The organism is Streptomyces sp. NRRL F-5126, from assembly GCF_000721265.1.
Taxonomy (GTDB): Bacteria; Actinomycetota; Actinomycetes; order Streptomycetales; family Streptomycetaceae; genus Streptomyces.
Genome location: NZ_JOFZ01000013.1, coordinates 21,022 through 38,262, shown reverse-complemented (window position 1 = coordinate 38,262; position 17,241 = coordinate 21,022). Strand labels below are relative to the sequence as shown.

The 17,241-nt window shown below is 71.3% G+C and carries 17 protein-coding genes; 2 read left to right on the top strand and 15 right to left on the bottom strand.

The window, feature by feature from the left end; translation table 11 throughout:
* Window positions 1-6: 6 nt before the first annotated feature.
* Genes IH48_RS0128280 through IH48_RS34575 form a run of 4 tightly spaced genes read right to left on the bottom strand, consistent with a single transcriptional unit; the run spans window position 7 to window position 3,399 of the window.
* Window positions 7-1,245: a tyrosine-type recombinase/integrase gene (locus tag IH48_RS0128280; RefSeq protein ID WP_030910695.1), complete on the bottom strand. Its 1,239-nt coding sequence runs from the start codon at window positions 1,243-1,245 to the stop codon at window positions 7-9.
* Entirely contained in the window at window positions 1,245-1,439 is a 195-nt protein-coding gene (locus IH48_RS0128275; protein WP_030910693.1) for a helix-turn-helix transcriptional regulator, read from the bottom strand. The genes IH48_RS0128280 and IH48_RS0128275 overlap by 1 nt, the downstream gene beginning before the upstream one ends.
* Window positions 1,436-2,857 carry a replication initiator protein RepSA gene (gene repSA, locus IH48_RS0128270; protein ID WP_030910690.1) on the bottom strand — a complete coding sequence of 474 codons (1,422 nt, stop codon included), beginning with the start codon at window positions 2,855-2,857 and terminating at the stop codon, window positions 1,436-1,438. Before repSA ends, IH48_RS0128275 begins: the two co-directional genes overlap by 4 nt.
* Complete coding sequence (locus IH48_RS34575; protein ID WP_158710363.1) at window positions 2,854-3,399, bottom strand: hypothetical protein; 546 nt, start codon at window positions 3,397-3,399, stop codon at window positions 2,854-2,856. Before IH48_RS34575 ends, repSA begins: the two co-directional genes overlap by 4 nt.
* 162 nt (window positions 3,400-3,561) lie before the next feature.
* Here IH48_RS34575 and IH48_RS0128260 point away from each other — a divergent pair, with 162 nt between their 5' ends.
* Both IH48_RS0128260 and cutA read left to right on the top strand, forming a co-directional pair.
* Window positions 3,562-4,173, top strand: a complete 612-nt coding sequence (locus IH48_RS0128260) for a helix-turn-helix transcriptional regulator (RefSeq protein ID WP_037843615.1) — start codon at window positions 3,562-3,564, stop codon at window positions 4,171-4,173.
* Complete coding sequence (gene cutA / locus IH48_RS0128255) at window positions 4,170-4,490, top strand: divalent-cation tolerance protein CutA (protein WP_030910681.1); 321 nt, start codon at window positions 4,170-4,172, stop codon at window positions 4,488-4,490. The genes IH48_RS0128260 and cutA overlap by 4 nt, the downstream gene beginning before the upstream one ends.
* Before the next feature lie 481 nt (window positions 4,491-4,971).
* On the opposite strand, the gene IH48_RS37695 is transcribed toward cutA, so the two are convergent.
* From IH48_RS37695 to thiD, 11 genes are all read right to left on the bottom strand, one after another.
* On the bottom strand, window positions 4,972-5,937 hold the full coding sequence (locus tag IH48_RS37695) for a Fic family protein (RefSeq protein WP_199810026.1): 966 nt from the start codon (window positions 5,935-5,937) through the stop codon (window positions 4,972-4,974).
* 529 nt (window positions 5,938-6,466) lie between these two features.
* Complete coding sequence (mutM, locus tag IH48_RS0128245) at window positions 6,467-7,327, bottom strand: bifunctional DNA-formamidopyrimidine glycosylase/DNA-(apurinic or apyrimidinic site) lyase (RefSeq protein ID WP_030910677.1); 861 nt, start codon at window positions 7,325-7,327, stop codon at window positions 6,467-6,469.
* 1 nt (window position 7,328) lies between these two features.
* Window positions 7,329-8,108: a ribonuclease III gene (gene rnc, locus IH48_RS0128240; protein ID WP_051840776.1), complete on the bottom strand. Its 780-nt coding sequence runs from the start codon at window positions 8,106-8,108 to the stop codon at window positions 7,329-7,331.
* A 19-nt stretch (window positions 8,109-8,127) separates the two neighbouring features.
* Window positions 8,128-8,301, bottom strand: coding sequence for a 50S ribosomal protein L32 (gene rpmF / locus IH48_RS0128235; protein WP_030910672.1), 174 nt, complete (start codon window positions 8,299-8,301; stop codon window positions 8,128-8,130).
* A 2-nt stretch (window positions 8,302-8,303) separates the two neighbouring features.
* Window positions 8,304-8,939, bottom strand: a complete 636-nt coding sequence (locus IH48_RS0128230; RefSeq protein ID WP_030910671.1) for a YceD family protein — start codon at window positions 8,937-8,939, stop codon at window positions 8,304-8,306.
* 177 nt (window positions 8,940-9,116) lie between these two features.
* Window positions 9,117-10,331: a DivIVA domain-containing protein gene (locus tag IH48_RS0128225; RefSeq protein ID WP_030910668.1), complete on the bottom strand. Its 1,215-nt coding sequence runs from the start codon at window positions 10,329-10,331 to the stop codon at window positions 9,117-9,119.
* Window positions 10,332-10,452: 121 nt separating this feature from the next.
* Window positions 10,453-10,932 (bottom strand): pantetheine-phosphate adenylyltransferase, encoded by a 480-nt coding sequence (gene coaD, locus IH48_RS0128220; protein ID WP_199810027.1) that lies wholly within the window; start codon window positions 10,930-10,932, stop codon window positions 10,453-10,455.
* Window positions 10,933-10,958: 26 nt separating this feature from the next.
* The gene (gene rsmD / locus IH48_RS0128215) at window positions 10,959-11,561 is read right to left on the bottom strand and encodes a 16S rRNA (guanine(966)-N(2))-methyltransferase RsmD (protein WP_030910661.1); all 603 of its coding nucleotides are present in this window, start codon (window positions 11,559-11,561) and stop codon (window positions 10,959-10,961) included.
* Between the two features lie 744 nt (window positions 11,562-12,305).
* Window positions 12,306-14,546: an ATP-dependent DNA helicase RecG gene (recG, locus tag IH48_RS0128210; RefSeq protein ID WP_030910659.1), complete on the bottom strand. Its 2,241-nt coding sequence runs from the start codon at window positions 14,544-14,546 to the stop codon at window positions 12,306-12,308.
* A 27-nt stretch (window positions 14,547-14,573) separates the two neighbouring features.
* On the bottom strand, window positions 14,574-16,283 hold the full coding sequence (locus tag IH48_RS0128205) for a DAK2 domain-containing protein (protein WP_030910658.1): 1,710 nt from the start codon (window positions 16,281-16,283) through the stop codon (window positions 14,574-14,576).
* Between the two features lie 153 nt (window positions 16,284-16,436).
* Entirely contained in the window at window positions 16,437-17,237 is an 801-nt protein-coding gene (thiD, locus tag IH48_RS0128200) for a bifunctional hydroxymethylpyrimidine kinase/phosphomethylpyrimidine kinase (RefSeq protein WP_030910656.1), read from the bottom strand.
* Window positions 17,238-17,241 lie beyond the last annotated feature (4 nt).

The following is a 17,241-nucleotide window of genomic DNA, read 5'->3' as shown; positions in this document are numbered from 1 at the left end:
AGCGCCCTATGAGCCCCTCTGGGCCGTGTCCGGGCCGTCATCGGTAGCCCCTTGATTCCCGAAGACCGCATCCACGGCGCTCCGAGTACGGGTCTCGCTCGCCGGCATCAGGTGCGTGTAGGTGCGCAGGGTGAAGCCGGGATCATGGTGACCGAGGTACTCACTCAGTGCTTTGATGCTCTCCCCCGCGTCGAGGAGTACGGACGCGTAGAAGTGCCGTAGCGCATGCATGCCGTTGTCCCGCCCCGTGGCCACGCCGGCGGCGACCAGAGCAGGGCGCCATTGACGGTGGTTGAAGCGGTTCCGATTCAAGGACAAGCCCTCGGGACTCCGGAAGATCAACGTTGCTGTCATCGGTGGCCCGTCCAAGGTCTTCCACGGCAAGGTCACCTCAGCCGCAGGGAACTGCGTCAGGTGACCAGCAAGCGCGAAGGCGATGGACTCGGGCAACGGCACGTCTCGTTCCTTGCCGCCCTTGGGCGGTGCGAAGACCGGCCGGTTGTGCAGGAGCTTGACTTGCCGGGTCACGTGAACGACGCCGCCGAGGAAGTCGACATCTTCGACAGCCAGGCCGAACACCTCACCTTGACGAAGTCCGCAACCGGCGGCAGGGTCCACGAGTGCCTGGTAGCGCGCGGGCAGCTCCGTCCGAACCGACTTCACACGCTCAGCGGACCAGGGCTTCACCTTGCGCGGGTCGAGCCGAGGAGCCTTGACCGACCGAGCACTGCACGGGTTGGCACGGATGATCCGGTCTTCCACAGCAGCGGTGAACACCGTCGAGACGTGCGCGAAGATCCCCCGCCGGTAGGCAGCCGACAGGCCCGCGTCCTCCAACACCCGCATCCAGAGGCGCAGATGGGTCGGATTGAAGGAACCTATAGGCCTCTTGCCGATGTGCGGGATGGCGTGCAGCCGTAGCCGCATCTCCACGGACTCACGCGTAGCGGGATCGGTCATCTGAGTCCGCATCCACTTGGTGGCGTACTGCTCGAACGTGACCTTCCCTGCTTCCGGCGCGATGTAGTCCCCGCGCGACATGTCCGCCTCGGTGTTGGCCAGCCACGTCTCAGCCTTGCGCTTCTGCTTGTCGGGGAAGCTCTTGGACTTCTCGGTGCCGTCGGGGCCGATGTAGCGGGCGCGGTAGCGCAGGCCGGCGCCGTGGCGGTCGGTCTTGACCTTGACTGACTTGCCGTCCGCGCCTGTCTCGGTGCGGTACCAACGGTCTTGGATGTGTCCGGCCATCAGGCTGCCTCTTCCATGAGGGTTTCGACCCAGGCGCGGACGTCTTCGGGGTCGTAGCGGAGGTGCCGGCCGACGCGGAAGCCGCGCGGGCCGGTGTGCTTGCGTCGCCACTGGTAGACGGTTTCGAGCGGGACGCCGAGGAGGTCAGCGAGGTCTACCGGGGTGAGGTAGCGCGTTGGCAGGGGCCGCTTCATGCCCACACCTCCGTGTCGTCCAGGTCGGCGAGTGCTTCGCGGGCGGTGTCGCGGCCGGTGTGCAGTTCCCGGGCGATGGTGGCGGCGAGCCAGGACTCACCGGGTGTGTGTCCGTGTCCGGCGTAGGTCCAGTGCGCGAGCGTCAGCGTGGAGCCCTCCGAGTCGTCAGGGTCGGGCAGGCCGCGTGCCTGGCGTTCCTGCCGGGCGCGGTACTCGGCACGCACCTGCCGCAGGGCACCGAGAGTGGTGGAGTAGCGGCGCGACTTCGTAGAGAAGTGGCCGCGAAAGCCGAGCATGTGGGCCCACTGCCACAGCTTGCGATCCGGATACGCGGCGTCGAGGTCGTAGCAGGCTTCGATGAGGCGCCGGGCGTGGTCGGGCAGGTCGGTCAGCTTGTCGAGTTCCGTCAGCTCTCCGAGCCGTCGATCCACGGTGCCGGTGGTCTCGGCCGCCTTGGTGGCGTACTTCGCGACGTACGCGGCGACCGCCTGCTCGGTGAGTTCGTCGTTCGCGGACGCGGCGCCGATCGGCCGGACATCCACCTGAGCACCCCACCGCAGCACCCGCGCGGGCTCATCCCCGGAGGCGGGCACGGGCACGGTGACGCGGGCGGCCGCCGCCGTGATGGCGTCCGCGAGGAGATCGGTGGTGGCCCACGCCGGCGGGGGCGTATCGGGCCCGTCCGGACCGTCGAGACGGACGATCGCGTGGAAGTGGACCGCGCCGCGCTTTTGGAACTCCGCGACCTTCCCGAAGGAGACCCGGCACACCTGTGCGCAGGCGGTTTGGGTCAGGCCGGTGCGGTGGGCGATCTCGCGGCGCAGGTAGATCGTGAAGCGGCGCCACAGGTCCCCGGCATGGTTGTTCCACAGCACCGCGCCCGCGTAGTCGTAGCGGGCAGGGTCCAGGGCCGTGCCCAGCAGCGGCGAGCCGTCCGGGTGCGTGGTGCCGCAGCGGCAGCGGCCGGAGGTGGGCCGGTTGTGGACCGGGCCGAACGAGGGAGCCGTGAGCGTGGCGAACACCTTCGGATGCGCCCGCACCGTCGAGGGCACGTCCTTGCGCGGATCACCGGTCAGCCCGGCGCGGATCAGGTGGAAGGTGTCGCCCGCGTACATCCAGGCGCAGGAGGGGCAGCGCGAGGCACGCCGGTTGCCGCACGCCACCCGCAGCCGTCCGCCCGGCTCGCCCTGGCTGGAGTAGGAGTAGAGCACCTGCCCCGTGCGGGTGTCGCGGGTGACGGTCATGCCCTCCAGGTGGATCGGATCGGAGCAGCCGCCGGTACGGCGTACCTGCTCCTGCCACCGCTCGAAGCCCGGAGCGTTCGCCACGCGGAGCAGGTCGGCCAGGGTGAGGGGGTCGGTACCCAGGGCGGCAGCACTACCGGCCACCGCGTCCGGCGCGACGGGGAAGGCACTCATGCGGACACCCCCGCCGGGGTCGGCATGTGGCCCTTGGGGTTGTGCCCGGCACAGTTCTCCAACGCCACGGACGTGGGGTCCTCGGGGTCGTAGCAGACCTCGAACCAGCCGGTACCGGCACACCGGCAGGCACCCTCGACCTGGGGCCGCCCGCCCCGTTCGCGAGCGGCGGGGCTCATCTCGGTCATGCCGACGGTGAGCGAGGCCAGGGACAGAGCGCGACGAAGGCGGGCGGCGTTCGGGAAGCGGCGCTTGTGGGCCCCCTCCTGCTCACCCGTGGCCGTGCGAGCCAGCCACAGCAGCCGGTAGCCGTTCTGAAACGCGGCCGACCGGTACAGCTCAGGCAGCCCCAACCGGCATGCACCCTGGACGATCCAGGCGAAGACCTTGCCGTCATCGCCACGGTGGTAGCGGTACTCACCGGGCATGTCCGAGGCGTACAGCGCAACCGCGCGCTCGCTGTTCGACAGGTCCGAAACGGACACCAGCTCTGTCGTCGGCAGGGAGGGAGCGAGGTGCGAAGCAGTGAGCGTTGCAGGCATGATGAGGGCACCCCTTAACGGGTCAGGGGAGCGGCTGACTGCTTGGCGGTAGGGAGCCGCTCCCTGCTCTTTAGTCCCCCGGAGAGGACTAATTCTGCCTCTCATGATGGGGACGGATGCGTCCGCTTGTCAAGGACTAAATCGTCCCCGACAATGGGTCTCATGGAGCTGAGCGAAGTACTCCGCAAGCGGCGCGGCGAGTTGGGCATGTCCCAAGCTGAACTAGCGGCAGCGGCAGGAGTCGACCGACGTCAGATCAGGCGGTACGAAGCCGGCGAGCAACAGCCGGTGCTGTCCGTCGCAGTGGCCATCGCCCACGCCCTTGAGATCACGGTCAATGAACTGGCTGGTCAGCCCCGGCACCGCATCGACCTATCAGGCGTGTGGTGGATGACGTGGCAGACCGCCCGAGGGGGCGAGTCGGTGGTCGCCGCGCAAGAGGTCAACTTCGCCCAGCAAGAGGAGCTCATTCACCTGGAGACCATTGCCAGGGGACTCAGCGTCGAGGCTGGCGGTTACCACTGGCGCGGAGAGCTTCGCCTGTGGGACCAAGAAGTCCTGATGGGCTGGTACGTGGCCAACGATGGGCCCGTGCGTTCGAAGGGAACGCTGTACTTCGTGCTGCACCCTCACGGCGTCAGCATGACCGGCCGATGGGTTGGTCTCGGTTTCGACAGCAAGATCATGACGGGGTGGGGCACAGCCTCCCGGAGCAAGGACGAAGCTGTAGCGCTGAACGAGCAGCTCCAGGCGGAGCGTGGGGAGACACCATGACGGACATCTGCGCCGTACTGATCACCGCACCGGATGCTGACTGGCTCGCGTCCCTCGTACACGGAATGGTGTCCGACCGGCTGTGCGCCACGGGCCACATCTCGCCGACCAGGTCCATCTACAGATGGGCAGGCGAAGTGCACGACACCACCGAGGCTCTCGCGACTCTTCGTACGGTGACGGATCGCGTCCCCGAGATCAGCGCCCGCGTCAAGAGCGAGCACCCGTACGAAGTGCCCAGCCTCATTACCGTTCCGATCAACGACGCGACCGCCGACTATCGGGCATGGATCATCGAGCAGACGAGCCCCGCCTAAGCAGCCGTTACAGGTTTCTCTACTTCATCAAGGCACCCGGCTGCGCTCCGCTCCGCCGGGCGCGCTCCCGGCTCCGCGCCGGGCGCCGCTCCTGCCTCCGGCCCGCTCCGCCCACGCTGCGCCGACGCGCGCCCACGAGGGAAGGGCCGAGGCCATGAGGGCGAGAACCGCGAGACGCCACGGCAGGCCACCAACAAGACATGCCTCCGGCGGGGGCGCTCATGCGTCCGGGGTGGGATGGCCCGTCCCGCGGGCGCCGGCATCGTCGTGGCGAGCGTGGGTGGCTCCCATCCCGACCACCTTCGACCCAGGCAGAGCCGAGCAGACGAGGCCCAGGGCGTCAAGGTCGTTCGTACAGTAGCGCGCTCCACCTTGACGCCCTGAACCACGCCCGCTCCACGATGTGTGGGTCGAAGGCGGACGGGATGGGAGCTGAGGTCAGTGGTGGGTTCAACTCGAACTCGTCCACCTGGTCAGTGTCTCAATGCTTCTTAACCCGCTGATACCTCGAAATCTCGTACTGCTCCAGCCAGTTGCGGCTGCTCCGCCAAGAGCCATCTTCAGCCTTGACAGCCTTCAATCGGCCTCTGGTCGCAGCAACACGGAGGGCATTCTCTGACATCCCGTCTGTAGCCAGGGCTGCCAGCGGGACCAACTTCACTGGTCCGGCGACGGCAGGGAGAACGAAGCGATACAGGTTCGTGGTAACGCTCCGAGCGATCAACTCAGCGAGCGGCCCATCCTCTCCTCGATCGGCACGACGCATCGCCTTGAGGTACTTGTCGCGATCGCGCTTGTAGATGATCGCAGGTGGATAGCCCATCCGCCCCAGGAGCAGATTCAAGACAAGCCGTCCCGTTCGCCCGTTACCATCGAGAAATGGGTGAATCTGCTCAAATCGATTATGAAGGCGCGCCAGCTTCTCCGGCACCGATACATCGCCACTGGACACTCGGAGATCATTCGTCGCGAACACCCAGTCCCGGACCAAGTGATCCACGTCCGTCCAGGATGGGGGTTTCATGCCTTCGCTGAACTCGGCAATCTCGTGCCGTCGAAAGCTGCCAGGGCCCTCGTAGTCATTGGCGTCAGGGTGAGGAGCAACCGTCCAGACGGGAGTCATCAGCACGTGATGGATGTTCCGGACCTCCTGCACAGTGACGATGGAGCCATCAGTCCAGCCACCGGGCTCCAATGCCTGCCCATACACCCACTTGGCCGCATCGCCGTAGCCCCGCACCTCCATGTAGTCGCGAAGCGGCTTGGCGCCTACCGCCTTCCCCTCTTCCAGCAGCTTGGCGACCTCACGCAAGACCAACGTGTTGCCTTCCAGCGCCGTACTGTTGTGGGCCTCTTCATGCCACAGGTCCGACCAGATGTCCTCCGCTTCAGCCGGGGTAGGAAGCCCCCCAAAGCGGCCCTGAAGCTCGCGGATCGCTTCATCCATGGCCTGATAGACGCTAGCGCGCGTTGGCCTACCCATACCGCAAACCCCCGGGTTGTTCGGTCCAGACTCCAGAAACCGTACCGAACAACTTCGAAGTTTGTTCACGATGGACGCCCGAAGCCGCCCGGAACTTCCAAATCTGTTCGAGCTGTACTTAGGAAACTGTTCTGAACAACTTCAGCCGAACCTATAGCGTCACCCAGAGTAACGATGCGCGTCGCGCGTGATAGGCTCACCCATGAGCTAGCAAGCATGAGAGCCTATCACGCGCGACCAAATCATCCTCCTCGTTTGCGCAGGTCAGCATTCGTTTGGGCACCTCCCTTACGACTGCGACTCAGCCACCTGTCGTCCTATCAAGGACCGCAAATTGGCACCTCGCAGCCGGGCCGCCCCTGGGCCGTCCTAGGACACACAACGACGACCAACGCTGACAACCATTGATGGCTCAGCCGCAGGTCACAGCGTTGGGCGTCTAGAGAGCCCCAGGTCAACAGGGCGCCGCGTCACTTCTTCGGCTTCTGAGCGCTCAGGCCGCGGCGCGGGGCGGGCGCTGGCAGCGCGGGCAGAAGTAGCTGGACCGGTTCATCCAGGGCCTGCGCCGCATGGGCGTGCCGCAGCGGCGGCAGGGCTCGTCCTCGCGCCCGTACGCGTCCAGCGCTCTGGCGAAGTACCCGGACTCCCCGTTCACGTTGACGTAGAGGCTGTCGAAGCTGGTGCCGCCGACGTCGAGCGCCGCGTTCATCACGTCGCGCACGTGGCCGAGCAGGTCGGCGGCCTTCTGGCGGGTCAGTGTCCCCGTGGGCCGGTCGTAGTGGAGCCGGGCGCGCCAGAGCGCCTCGTCGGCGTAGATGTTGCCGACCCCGCTGATGAGCGACTGGTCGAGCAGGGCGCGTTTGACGGTCGTCCTGCGGGCGCGCAGCGCCGTGTGGAACGCCGCGTCGTCGAAATCCGGGTCCAGGGGGTCGCGTGCGATGTGCGCGATGACGTCGGGCAGGCCGTCGGCCGTGTTGTCCTGGAGCGACAGACCCCCGAAGGTGCGCTGGTCGACGAAGCGCAGCTCGGTGCCGAGCGCGTCGGAGAAGCGCAGCCTGACCCGCAGGTGCTTCTCGTCCGGCGCACCCTCGGGGCGCACCAGCAGCTGGCCGCTCATGCCGAGGTGCCCGAGTACGGAGAACCCCGGGTCGTCGAGCGGCAGCCACAGGTACTTGCCGCGACGGCGGGCCACCCCGAGGGTGCGGCCCCTCAGGCGGGCGGCGAAGTCCTCGCCGCCCGCGAGGTGGCGCCGTACGGCGCGCGGGTGGAGCACGTCGGCCTGGGCGACCGTCCTGCCGCTCACCCAGCGTTCAAGACCGCGCCGTACGACCTCCACCTCGGGCAGTTCGGGCACGTCACCCCCGGGGAGCGCCGGAAGCGGCGGCGGCGCGCTCGTCCGCGGCGGCCTTGATGGCGCGCCACGCGGACTCGGCGGCCTGCTGCTCGGCCTCCTTCTTGCTGCGGCCGGTGCCGGTGCCGTACGAGACACCACCGACGCGAGCGGCAGCAGTGAAGGTCTTCTCGTGGTCGGGACCCTTCTCCGTCACGAGGTACTCGGGCACGCCGAGGCTCTCGGCCGCCGTGAGCTCCTGGAGGCTGGTCTTCCAGTCGAGCCCCGCGCCGAGGTTGGAGGACTCCTCGATCAGCGGGTCGAAGAGCCGGTGGACCAGCTCGGACGCCGCATCGAGGCCCTGGTCGAGGTAGACGGCGCCGATGACGGCTTCCAGGGTGTCGGCGAGGATGGACGCCTTGTCCCGTCCGCCCGTGCCCTCTTCGCCGCGGCCGAGCCGGATGAAGGAACCGAGGTCGAGGCCGCGGCTGACGCCGGCGAGCGCACGTGCGTTCACCACGGCGGCGCGCAACTTGGCGAGCTGGCCCTCCGGCAGGTCGGGGTGGATGCGGTACAGCGTGTCCGTGACCACGAGGCCGAGCACCGAGTCGCCGAGGAACTCGAGCCGCTCGTTGGTGGGCAGCCCGCCGTTCTCGTAGGCGAAGGAGCGGTGCGTCAGCGCACGCACCAGAAGGGCGGACTCGAGGTGGTACCCGAGCCGCCCTTCCAGAAGCGTGTGGGACGAGGCTGCGTGGACGGTGTCTGTCTGCTTGGTGACGTTCTTGTCCGCGGACAGTTCAGACATTGAGCCTCTCACCAGCCGCTCAGACCTCGAGAACCTGGCGCTTGTTGTAGGTGCCGCAGCTGGGGCACGCGATGTGCTGCAGCTTCGGCTCCTGGCAGCGCTCGCACGCCACCAGGTTGGGGGCCACAGCCTTCCACTGCGACCGGCGGTGGCGCGTGTTGCTGCGCGACATCTTCCGCTTCGGAACAGCCACGGCTACTTCTCCTGCTTCTCGTCGGTGCCGAAGCCGGCACCGTCCATGTCGTCCTTCTCGCCGTCCTTGACGGTCTCGGCGAGTCCTTGCAGTGCCGCCCACCGGGGGTCGACGGCATCGTGATGGTGCCCGGGCTCGTCCGCCAGCCTGACCCCGCACTCGGGGCACAGGCCTGCGCAGTCCTCCTGGCACAGCGGCTGCATCGGCAGTGCGAGCACCACCGCGTCACGCAGTACCGGTTCGAGGTCGAACAGGCCGTCCTCGACGAAGAGCGTGTCCTCGTCCTCGGCGTCGTCGCCGGGCTCCGCCTTGGGGCGGCCCCGGTCATCAACGTCGTGGTACGAGAACAGCTCCTGGATGTCCGCCGCCACCTCGCGGGTCAGCGGCTCCAGACACCTTACGCACTCCCCCTCGGCCGTGGCGCGGGCGGTGCCGGAGACCAGCACTCCCTCCATGACCGACTCGAGCCGCAGCTCCAGCTCGACGGGGGCCGATTCGGGCACCGCGATGACCCCGGTGATGCCGAGGTCGCTCGGCGCGGGGACCGAGCGGGACAGCCGCTGGAGCGCACCGGGTCGCCGCCCCAGCTCGTGCGTGTCGAACACGAGGGGGTTGCGGTGGTCGAGGCGCGCGTTCAGAACTGTCCCTGCTTTCGTCGGATCGGGGTGGTCACCGAAGGGCCGCCACTGTCGCCCATGGGCCGGGCGGGCAGCCGTGATCGCGGCGAGCACGCGACCGAAGGGCCAGGATACCGGTACGTGGGCGCAGGACCCAATTCGCCTCCGGGCCGGTGGCCGGCGAACCCGCTCGGCGCGTCAGCGGCCCTGCTCGTAGCGGCGGAGCTGCTCCAGGTCGATCATGCTGGTGTCGAAGAAACTGGTCTCGTCGAGCGCGGGCTGCTGCCCCTGCTGGACGCCATCTCCGGCGGCGGCCGGCTGCTGCTGCCAGCCGTAGCCCTGGTCCTGCCCGTACGCCTGGGGCTGCTGTGGCTGCTGCGCCTGCGAGGGGTCGTAGCCGCCCTGCTGGTAGGCGTACGGGTCCTGCTGCTGGTAGCCGTAGGCGTCCTGCTGCGCGTAGCCGCCGTACACCTCGCCGGCGCCGTAGGCCGCTGCCTGCGGGTAGCCGGCGGCCTCCTGCCCGGCCACGTCGGCCACGGCGTAGGCGCCGGTGTCGTACACGGTCGGCCCGTACCCGGCCTCCTGGTACGGCTGCTCCTGCGCCGGCACCTGCGGCTGCGCCTCCGCTGCCGCGGCGGCCGGTTCGGCCGCGGGCGCCGCGGGCCGCCTGCTGGGCCCCCGCTCGGCCGCGAGGTCGGCGAGGAAGTCGGAGTCGTGGGCGAGGCCGTGCTCGCCTGCCGCGTCCTGGGCCGCCATGTGGGCGCCGAGCTCGTCGGTGGCAATGTGGCCGAGGAGCTTCTGGCGGCCGCGGCCGACGGCGTCGAGCGTCTTGGACAGGACGGCCTCGAAGGCGCCGAGCTTGGCGTCCACGTAGTCGTCGGCCCGGCGGACGAGGGTGTCGGGGTCGGAGCTGTACTCGGGGGCGTCCGGGTCGTCATCGTCGTACGCGGCGTCGGCTCCGTCGCCCTGGGCGCGGCCGAGCAGCTTCTCGCGTCCGCGGTCCACCGAGCCGATGGTCTTGGTGAGCACGACCTCGAAGTTGGCGAGCTTGGAGTCGACGTAGTCGTCGGCCTCCGCGCGGATCTCCTCGGCGTCCCTGCGTGCGTCGCCGAGGATGCGGTCCGCCTCGTCCTGCGACTGCCGTGCGACGACTGTCTCGGAGATCAGCGAGGACCGCTCCTCGTGGGCCTCGCGGACGATCCTCTCCGCTTCCTGGCGGGCCTGTGCGGTGAGCTGCTCGTGCCCGCCGATCACCTCCTCGGCCTGCGCGAGGGATCCCGGCAGGGCCGCGCGCACCTCCTCCAGCATGGCGAGCAGTTCGGCGCGGTTCACCACGCAGGACGCCGACATGGGCATGGACCTGGCGTTCCCCACAGCGTCGACGATCTCGTCGAGCTTCTTCTGCACGTCCACCGTGTGCTCGCCTTTTCTCTGCCGGATTGGGAGACGGACGCCACCGACTGTACGACCACTCGCGCCGTGCCCGACACCGGGTGACGGACGGTCAGCCGGCGGCGCACCCGCCCGGCGGCGCTCAGCGTTCCGAGAGCCGCTGCACGACCGCGGCGTGCACCTCGGGGGGCAGCAGGTGGGAGACGTCGCCGCCCCAGGTCGCGACCTCCTTGACGAGCGAGGAGGACAGGAAGCTGTAGGTCGGGTTGGTCGGCACGAACAGCGTCTCGACGCCGGAGAGGCCGTTGTTCATCTGCGCCATCTGGAGCTCGTAGTCGAAGTCGCTGACGGCGCGCAGCCCCTTCACGATGGCGGGGATGTCGCGCTGCTTGCAGAAGTCGACGAGCAGGCCGTGGAAGGACTCGACCTCCACGTTGCCGAACTCGGCTGTCGCCCGCTGGATCAACTCGATCCGCTCCTCGACGGTGAACAGGCCCTTCTTCGACATGTTGATCATCACGGCGACGTGGACGACGTCGTAGAGCTTGGACGCGCGGGCGATGATGTCGAGGTGCCCGTTGGTGATCGGATCGAAGGATCCGGGACAGACGGCGCGTCGCAATGGGGTCTCCTCGCTCTGTGGCCTGGTCATGGCGCGTCCCCGGCCGCCGGGGAGGCGGCCGTCTCGGCGGCCGCCCTGCCGTGCCACAGGGTGCCCTCGCCGTAGCGGCGTGAGCGCAGCGGCTCGAACCCCTCGGGCCAGCCGAACGCGCCGCCTCTGGTGCTGCGCTCAACGGTGACGACGGCGCCGCCCGCAAGCCAGCCCCCGCGGCTGAGTGTGAGGAGGATCTCGCGAAGATCGTCGTCGGTGACCGCGTACGGCGGGTCGAGGAAGACCAGGTCGTACGGGGCGTCGGGGGCGGTGTCGCGGACGACCTGCCCGGCCTTGGCCGTGCGCACGTCCGCGCCGGGCAGCCCGACCGCGCGCACGTTCTCCCGTACGGTGCGCGCGGCCCTGCCGTCGGCCTCGACGAGCAGGGCGTGCCGGGCGCCGCGGGAGAGCGCTTCGAGGCCGACCGCTCCCGAGCCCGCGTACAGGTCGGCCACGCGGATGCCGTGGAACGTGCCGAGGAGCGACTCCCAGCTGGAGAAGAGGCCCTCGCGCGCGCGGTCGGAGGTGGGCCGGGTGCCGTTGCCCGGCGGCACGGCGAGCCGGCGGCCCCCGGCAGCGCCGGCGATCACGCGGGTCATGGGTGTCGGTTCCTCGGTTCGTCGGGGCGTGCGGGTCGCTGTCCACGATATGGCGTGCGCCTCCGCCGGGCAGCGCCGGGCGGTACGGGCGCCCACCGTCCGCGATCCCGGCCGCGCGTGTGCGGCGCCGCCGCCGTGCGCCGCGTCCGCCGTACCGCGCGGGAGGCGCCCCGCAGCGCTGAGGGGCCGCGCCCAACCGCCAACCGCACGCCGTCACCACTCCCACCGAGCAGCCCCTGACGGCAGCGAACCAGGTCGCCGCAGCCCGCCCGGGGCGGACCCGGCCCGGTCGTACGGGCGCCGCGTCCGCCGTACCGCGCGCGAAGCACCCCGCAGCGCTGAGGGCCGCGCCCAACCGCACGCCGTCACCACTCCCACCGAGCAGCCCCTGACGGCAGCGAACCAGGTCGCCGCAGCCCGCCCGGGGCGGACCCGGCCCGGCCGTACGGGCGCCGCGTCCGCCGTACCGCGCGGGATGCGTCCCGCGGGGGGCCGCGCTCAACCGCGCGCCGTCGCTGCTGCCGTCGCGCGGCGCCAGGTGGCAGCGGGCCACACTTCCGGCCGCCGGCTGCCGCAGCCCCGCCCGGGGGCGGCGTCGTGGCGTTCGCGGCTCGAGCAGGCGACGCGTGCGCCCACCGTGCACGGTGGGCGACCGTGCGCGTGGGCGGCGTTACCCCGCCGGGGCCGCCGCAGGCGCGCGGGCGGGGCCCGAGGGGTTGCGCGGCCCGGCTCGCCGCCAGGCGTTCAGCCCTTGTCGAGGTAGCTCTCCCGGTCGGCGTCGAGCAGCGCGTCCAGGGCCGTGCGCAGCTCCGGGCAGCCGGTCAGCTCGGGGTCCTCGGCGACGACGGCGACCGCCTCCTCGCGGGCCTGGGCGATGACGTCCTCGTCCTCGATGACGGCCAGCATCCGCAGGCTGGAGCGGACTCCCGACTGGGCCTGGCCGAGCACGTCGCCCTCGCGGCGCTGTTCGAGGTCGATGCGGGAGAGCTCGAAGCCGTCGAGCGTGGCGGCGACGGCGGCGAGCCTGGCGCGGGCGGGGCCGGCCTCGGGCGCGTCCGTGACGAGGAGGCACAGGCCGGGCGCGGAGCCCCGGCCGACACGGCCGCGCAGCTGGTGGAGCTGCGAGACGCCGAAGCGGTCGGCGTCCATGATCACCATGGCGGTCGCGTTGGGCACGTTGACGCCGACCTCGATGACCGTGGTCGCCACGAGCACGTCCGTCTCGCCCGCGGCGAACCGGCGCATGACCGCGTCCTTGTCGTCGGGTGCCATGCGGCCGTGCAGGACCTCCACGCGCAGCCCCGACAGCGGGCCCGCCGCCAGCTTCTCGGCGACCTCCACCACGGCGAGCGCGGGGCGCTTCTCGCCGTCCTCGGCTGCGGCCTTCTTCCGGTCCTCCTTCTTCCGGTCCTCCTCGTCGCCGATGCGCGGGCAGACCACGTACGCCTGGTGCCCCGCCGAGACCTCCTCGCGCACCCGGTCCCAGGCCCGGGCGAGGAAGTGCGGCTTGTCCTGCGCGGGCACGACGTGGCTCGCGATCGGCGACCTGCCGGCGGGCAGTTCGTCGAGCACGGACGTCTCCAGATCGCCGAAGACCGTCATCGCGACCGTACGGGGGATGGGCGTGGCCGTCATGACGAGCAGGTGCGGCGGCTGCTTGCCCTTGGCGCGCAGGGCGTCGCGCTGCTCGACGCCGAAGCGGTGCTGCTCGTCCACCACGACGAGGCCCAGGTCGTGGAACTGGACCTTGTCCTCGATCAGGGCGTGCGTGCCGATGACGATGCCCGCCTCGCCCGTGGCGAGGTCGAGGAGCGCCGCGCGGCGGGCGGCGGCCCCCATCGAACCCGTGAGGAGGACGACCTTGGTGGCGTTCTCGGCGGCGCCGAGCGTTCCGCCCAGAGCCAGATCGCCCATCATCTCCGTGATGGAGCGGTGGTGCTGCTGGGCGAGGACCTCGGTGGGCGCCAGCATCGCCGCCTGGCCGCCCGCGTCGACGACGGCGAGCATGGCCCGCAGGGCCACCAGCGTCTTGCCGGAGCCGACCTCGCCCTGGAGCAGCCGGTGCATGGGGTGCTCGGTGCCGAGGTCCGTGAACACCTCGTCGGTGACCCGGCGCTGCCCCTCGGTGAGCGTGAACGGCAGACGCGCGTCGAACGCGTCGAGCAGGGCGCCGTCGACAGGGCGCCTGGCGACTGCGGGCAGCCGGCCCTCCGCGCTGCGGCGCCTGGCGAGCGCGACCTGGAGCACGAACGCCTCGTCCCACTTGAGCCGCGCGCGTGCGTCCTCCACGTCGGCCTTCGACTCGGGCCTGTGCACCTTGCGCAGCGCCTCGGGCAGGGTGGCGAACCCGCGGCCCTCGCGGAGCGCGGCGGGCAGCGGATCGACGGCCTCGGCAGCGCGCGGCAGCACGAGGTCGACGGCCTTGGCGATCTTCCAGGACTCCAGGCCCTTGCAGGCGGGGTAGATCGGGATGAGACGGCCCGCGAACGCGTCGACGGCGGCGTTCTCGCCGCCCGGGCCGCCCTCCGCGCGGTCGTCGCCGTCGTCGCCGGCCGCACCGGACCGGCCGAGCGTGACGTACGTGGGGTGGGCGAGCTGGAGCTTGCGGTTGAAGACGGAGACCTTGCCGGCGAACATGGCGCGGCTGCCCGGGGGCAGCTCCTTGTGCGGTTTGTGGATGCCCCGGCCGAAGAAGACCAGCCGGAGCTTGCCGCTGCCGTCGGTGAGGGTGATCTCCAGGCGCTGGCCGCGGCCGCCGTTGAAGCGCAGCACGCGGGCGTCGGCGACCTGCGCGACGACCGTCACGTCCTCGTCGAGCGGGAGGTCGGCGAGGCGCGTCAGCCGGCCGCGCTCCTCGTAGCGCCGCGGGTAGTGGTGCAGCAGGTCGCCCACGGTGTGCAGGCCGAGATTGTCGGCCATCACCTTCGCGGTGGGCCGGCCGAGTGTCTTCGTGAGGGGTTCGTCGAGCGCGGACACGTCGTCCATTGCACACCACACCTCTGACATCGCTCGCTATTCGACGCCGATGAGCAGCGGCGCCGTCCTTCCGCCGCCCCGGTGGACGACGGTGTCGACGGCGAGGTGGCCGTCGCGCACATGGTCTTCGAGGCTCTCGGCGAGGGCGTCGGGCACGTCGTCGCCGAGCACCAGCGTGACGAGTTCGCCGCCCGCCGCCAGCATGCGGTCGAGGACGGCGCGCGCGGTGGCCTCGAGTTCGGTTCCGATGACGGCGACGTCGCCGTCGATGAGGCCGAGTACGTCCCCGGAGCGGCAGACGCCGGCCGTCGTCCACGCCATGCGCTCGGCCACGGCGAGCTCGCCGTAGCGGGTGGCCCCCGCGGCTGAGGTCATCGCCACGACGTCCTCGTCGAACCGGCGCTCGGGCTGGTGCACGGCGAGCGCGGCGATGCCCTGGACGGCCGCCCTGGTGGGGATCAGGGCGACGCGCACGCCCTCGGCGCGCGCCTGCGCGGCCGCGGCCGCGGCGGTGTGGCGCAGCTCTTCGTCGTTGGGCAGCAGCACGATCTCGCGTGCGTGCGCGCGGTGGATCGCGGCGGCCAGTTCGCCGCTGGCGGGCGGCGCCCCCTCGCGCGCCAGCAGCACGGTGGCCCCGGCCTGCTCGCAGAGGCCGGCGAGGCCCTCACCGTGTACGACGGCGACGACCGCGCGCTGCGCCTTCTCCACGGGCCGCTCCGCCGCGTGGAGCGCCAGATGCGTGATGCGCAGGCGGTACGGGCGTCCCGCCTCCATCCCGGCCTCGACGGCGGCTCCCGCGTCGTCGGTGTGGACGTGCACCTTCCACAGGCCCGCGCCGCCGCCGACGACGAGGCAGTCGCCGAGGGCGTCGAGGCGCTGCCTGAGTCGCCCCACGGCAGCGTCCTCGGCGGCTTCGAGCAGGTAGATCACCTCGTAGGCGGGGCCCTCGGACTCCGGCTCGACCGGCGGGCAGGCCGCGGGCGCCTCGGGCGCGCGTGCGGGGTTGATCCGGCCGCCCGGCGGTGGCTCGGGCCTGCGGCCCGCGACGGTCTCCATCAGCGCGCCGAGCAGGGCGAGCAGGCCGAGGCCGCCCGCGTCGACGACGCCCGCGGTGTCCAGGGCCGGGAGCTGGCCGGGGGTCGCGTCGAGCGCCGCGCGCGCCCCGGCGTACGCGGCGCACGCCACCGCCCCGGCGTGCGGGGCCTCGGCACGGCGCGCGGCGCCGGCCGCGGCGTCGGCCACGGTGAGGATGGTGCCCTCGACGGGGTGGGCCACGGCCTCGCGCGCGAGCGCGGCGGCGCGGGCGAGGGCACGCGCGAGGCGGTCGCCGGCGGCGCGCGCGCCGTTCCCGGCACCGTCCGTGCCCGCGCCGTTCTCAGCGGCCTCAGCGGCCTCGGCGGCCGCGGCGGTTTCGGCGGTTTCGGCGGCGAGCACGTCGGCGATGCCGCGCAGCAACTGCGCGAGGATGGTGCCCGAGTTGCCGCGCGCGCCGAGCAGCGCGCCGTGCGCCATGGCACGTACCGCGTCCTCGGGCGCGGGTTCCCCGCCGCCGGCGCCGTGCGCGGCGAAGACCGCCTCGACGGCGTGTGCGGCCGATTCGAGGGTCAGGTAGAGGTTCGTGCCCGTGTCGCCGTCCGCCACCGGGTAGACGTTGATCGCGTCGATCTCCTCGCGCTGACCGCCGAGAGCGTCGAGCGCCCGTGCGCACCAGGTCCGCACCGCGGCGGCGTCGAGGGTGTGGGGCACCTGCTGGTCCTCTTCTCCTGCGCGAACCGCCCGCGTGGCGCGGCCTGACGGGCATGTTCTACGCACAGTAGTCCGCGGCCGCCGGCCGGGCGTCCGCCGGTCCCGGCGCGGGACCGGCGGGGCTTCGGCGGCGGGGGACGGCGAGCCGCCGCGTCACCGTGCGCGCCAGCCGTGGTCGACGGGGCCGATGCCACCACCGAGCGCGAACCCGTGGCGCACCGCAGCGGTCACGTACTCCTTGGCCGCCCGCACGGCCGTCACGACGTCCTGCCCGCCGCCGAGGCCCGCGGCGATCGCGGAGGCCAGCGTGCAACCCGTGCCGTGCGTGTGGCGGTTGTCCAGGCGCGGCGCGCGCAGCCAGTGCTCCTCGGTGCCGTCGGTGAGCAGGTCGACGGCGTCGCCGGGCAGGTGGCCGCCCTTGATCAGCGCCCAGCGCGGGCCGAGGGCGAGCACCGGGGCGGCCGCGCGCCGCATGTCGTCCTCCGTCTCGACGGCCACGCCCGTGAGCCTCGCGACCTCGTCGAGGTTGGGCGTGGCCACGGTGGCGACCGGCAGCAGCCGGGTGCGTACGGCGTCGAGCGCCGAGTCGGCGAGGAGCGTGTCCCCGTGCTTGGAGATCCCGACGGGGTCCACGACGACCGGCGCCGCCGTGGTGGCGAGGAGTTCCGCGACGGCGCCGACGATCGGCGCGGAGGAGAGCATGCCGGTCTTCACGGCCTGGACGCCGATGTCGTCGACGACGCTGCGGTACTGCGCGCGTACGGCCTCCACCGGCAGCTCCCATGCGCCCTGCACGCCCAGCGAGTTCTGCGCGGTGACCGCCGTGACGACGCTCATGCCGTGCACACCGAGGGCGAGCATGGTCTTGAGGTCGGCCTGGATGCCCGCGCCGCCGCCCGAGTCGGAGCCGGCGACGGTCAGGACACGGGGTGGCGGCGGTGCGGACGCGGTCATGGAA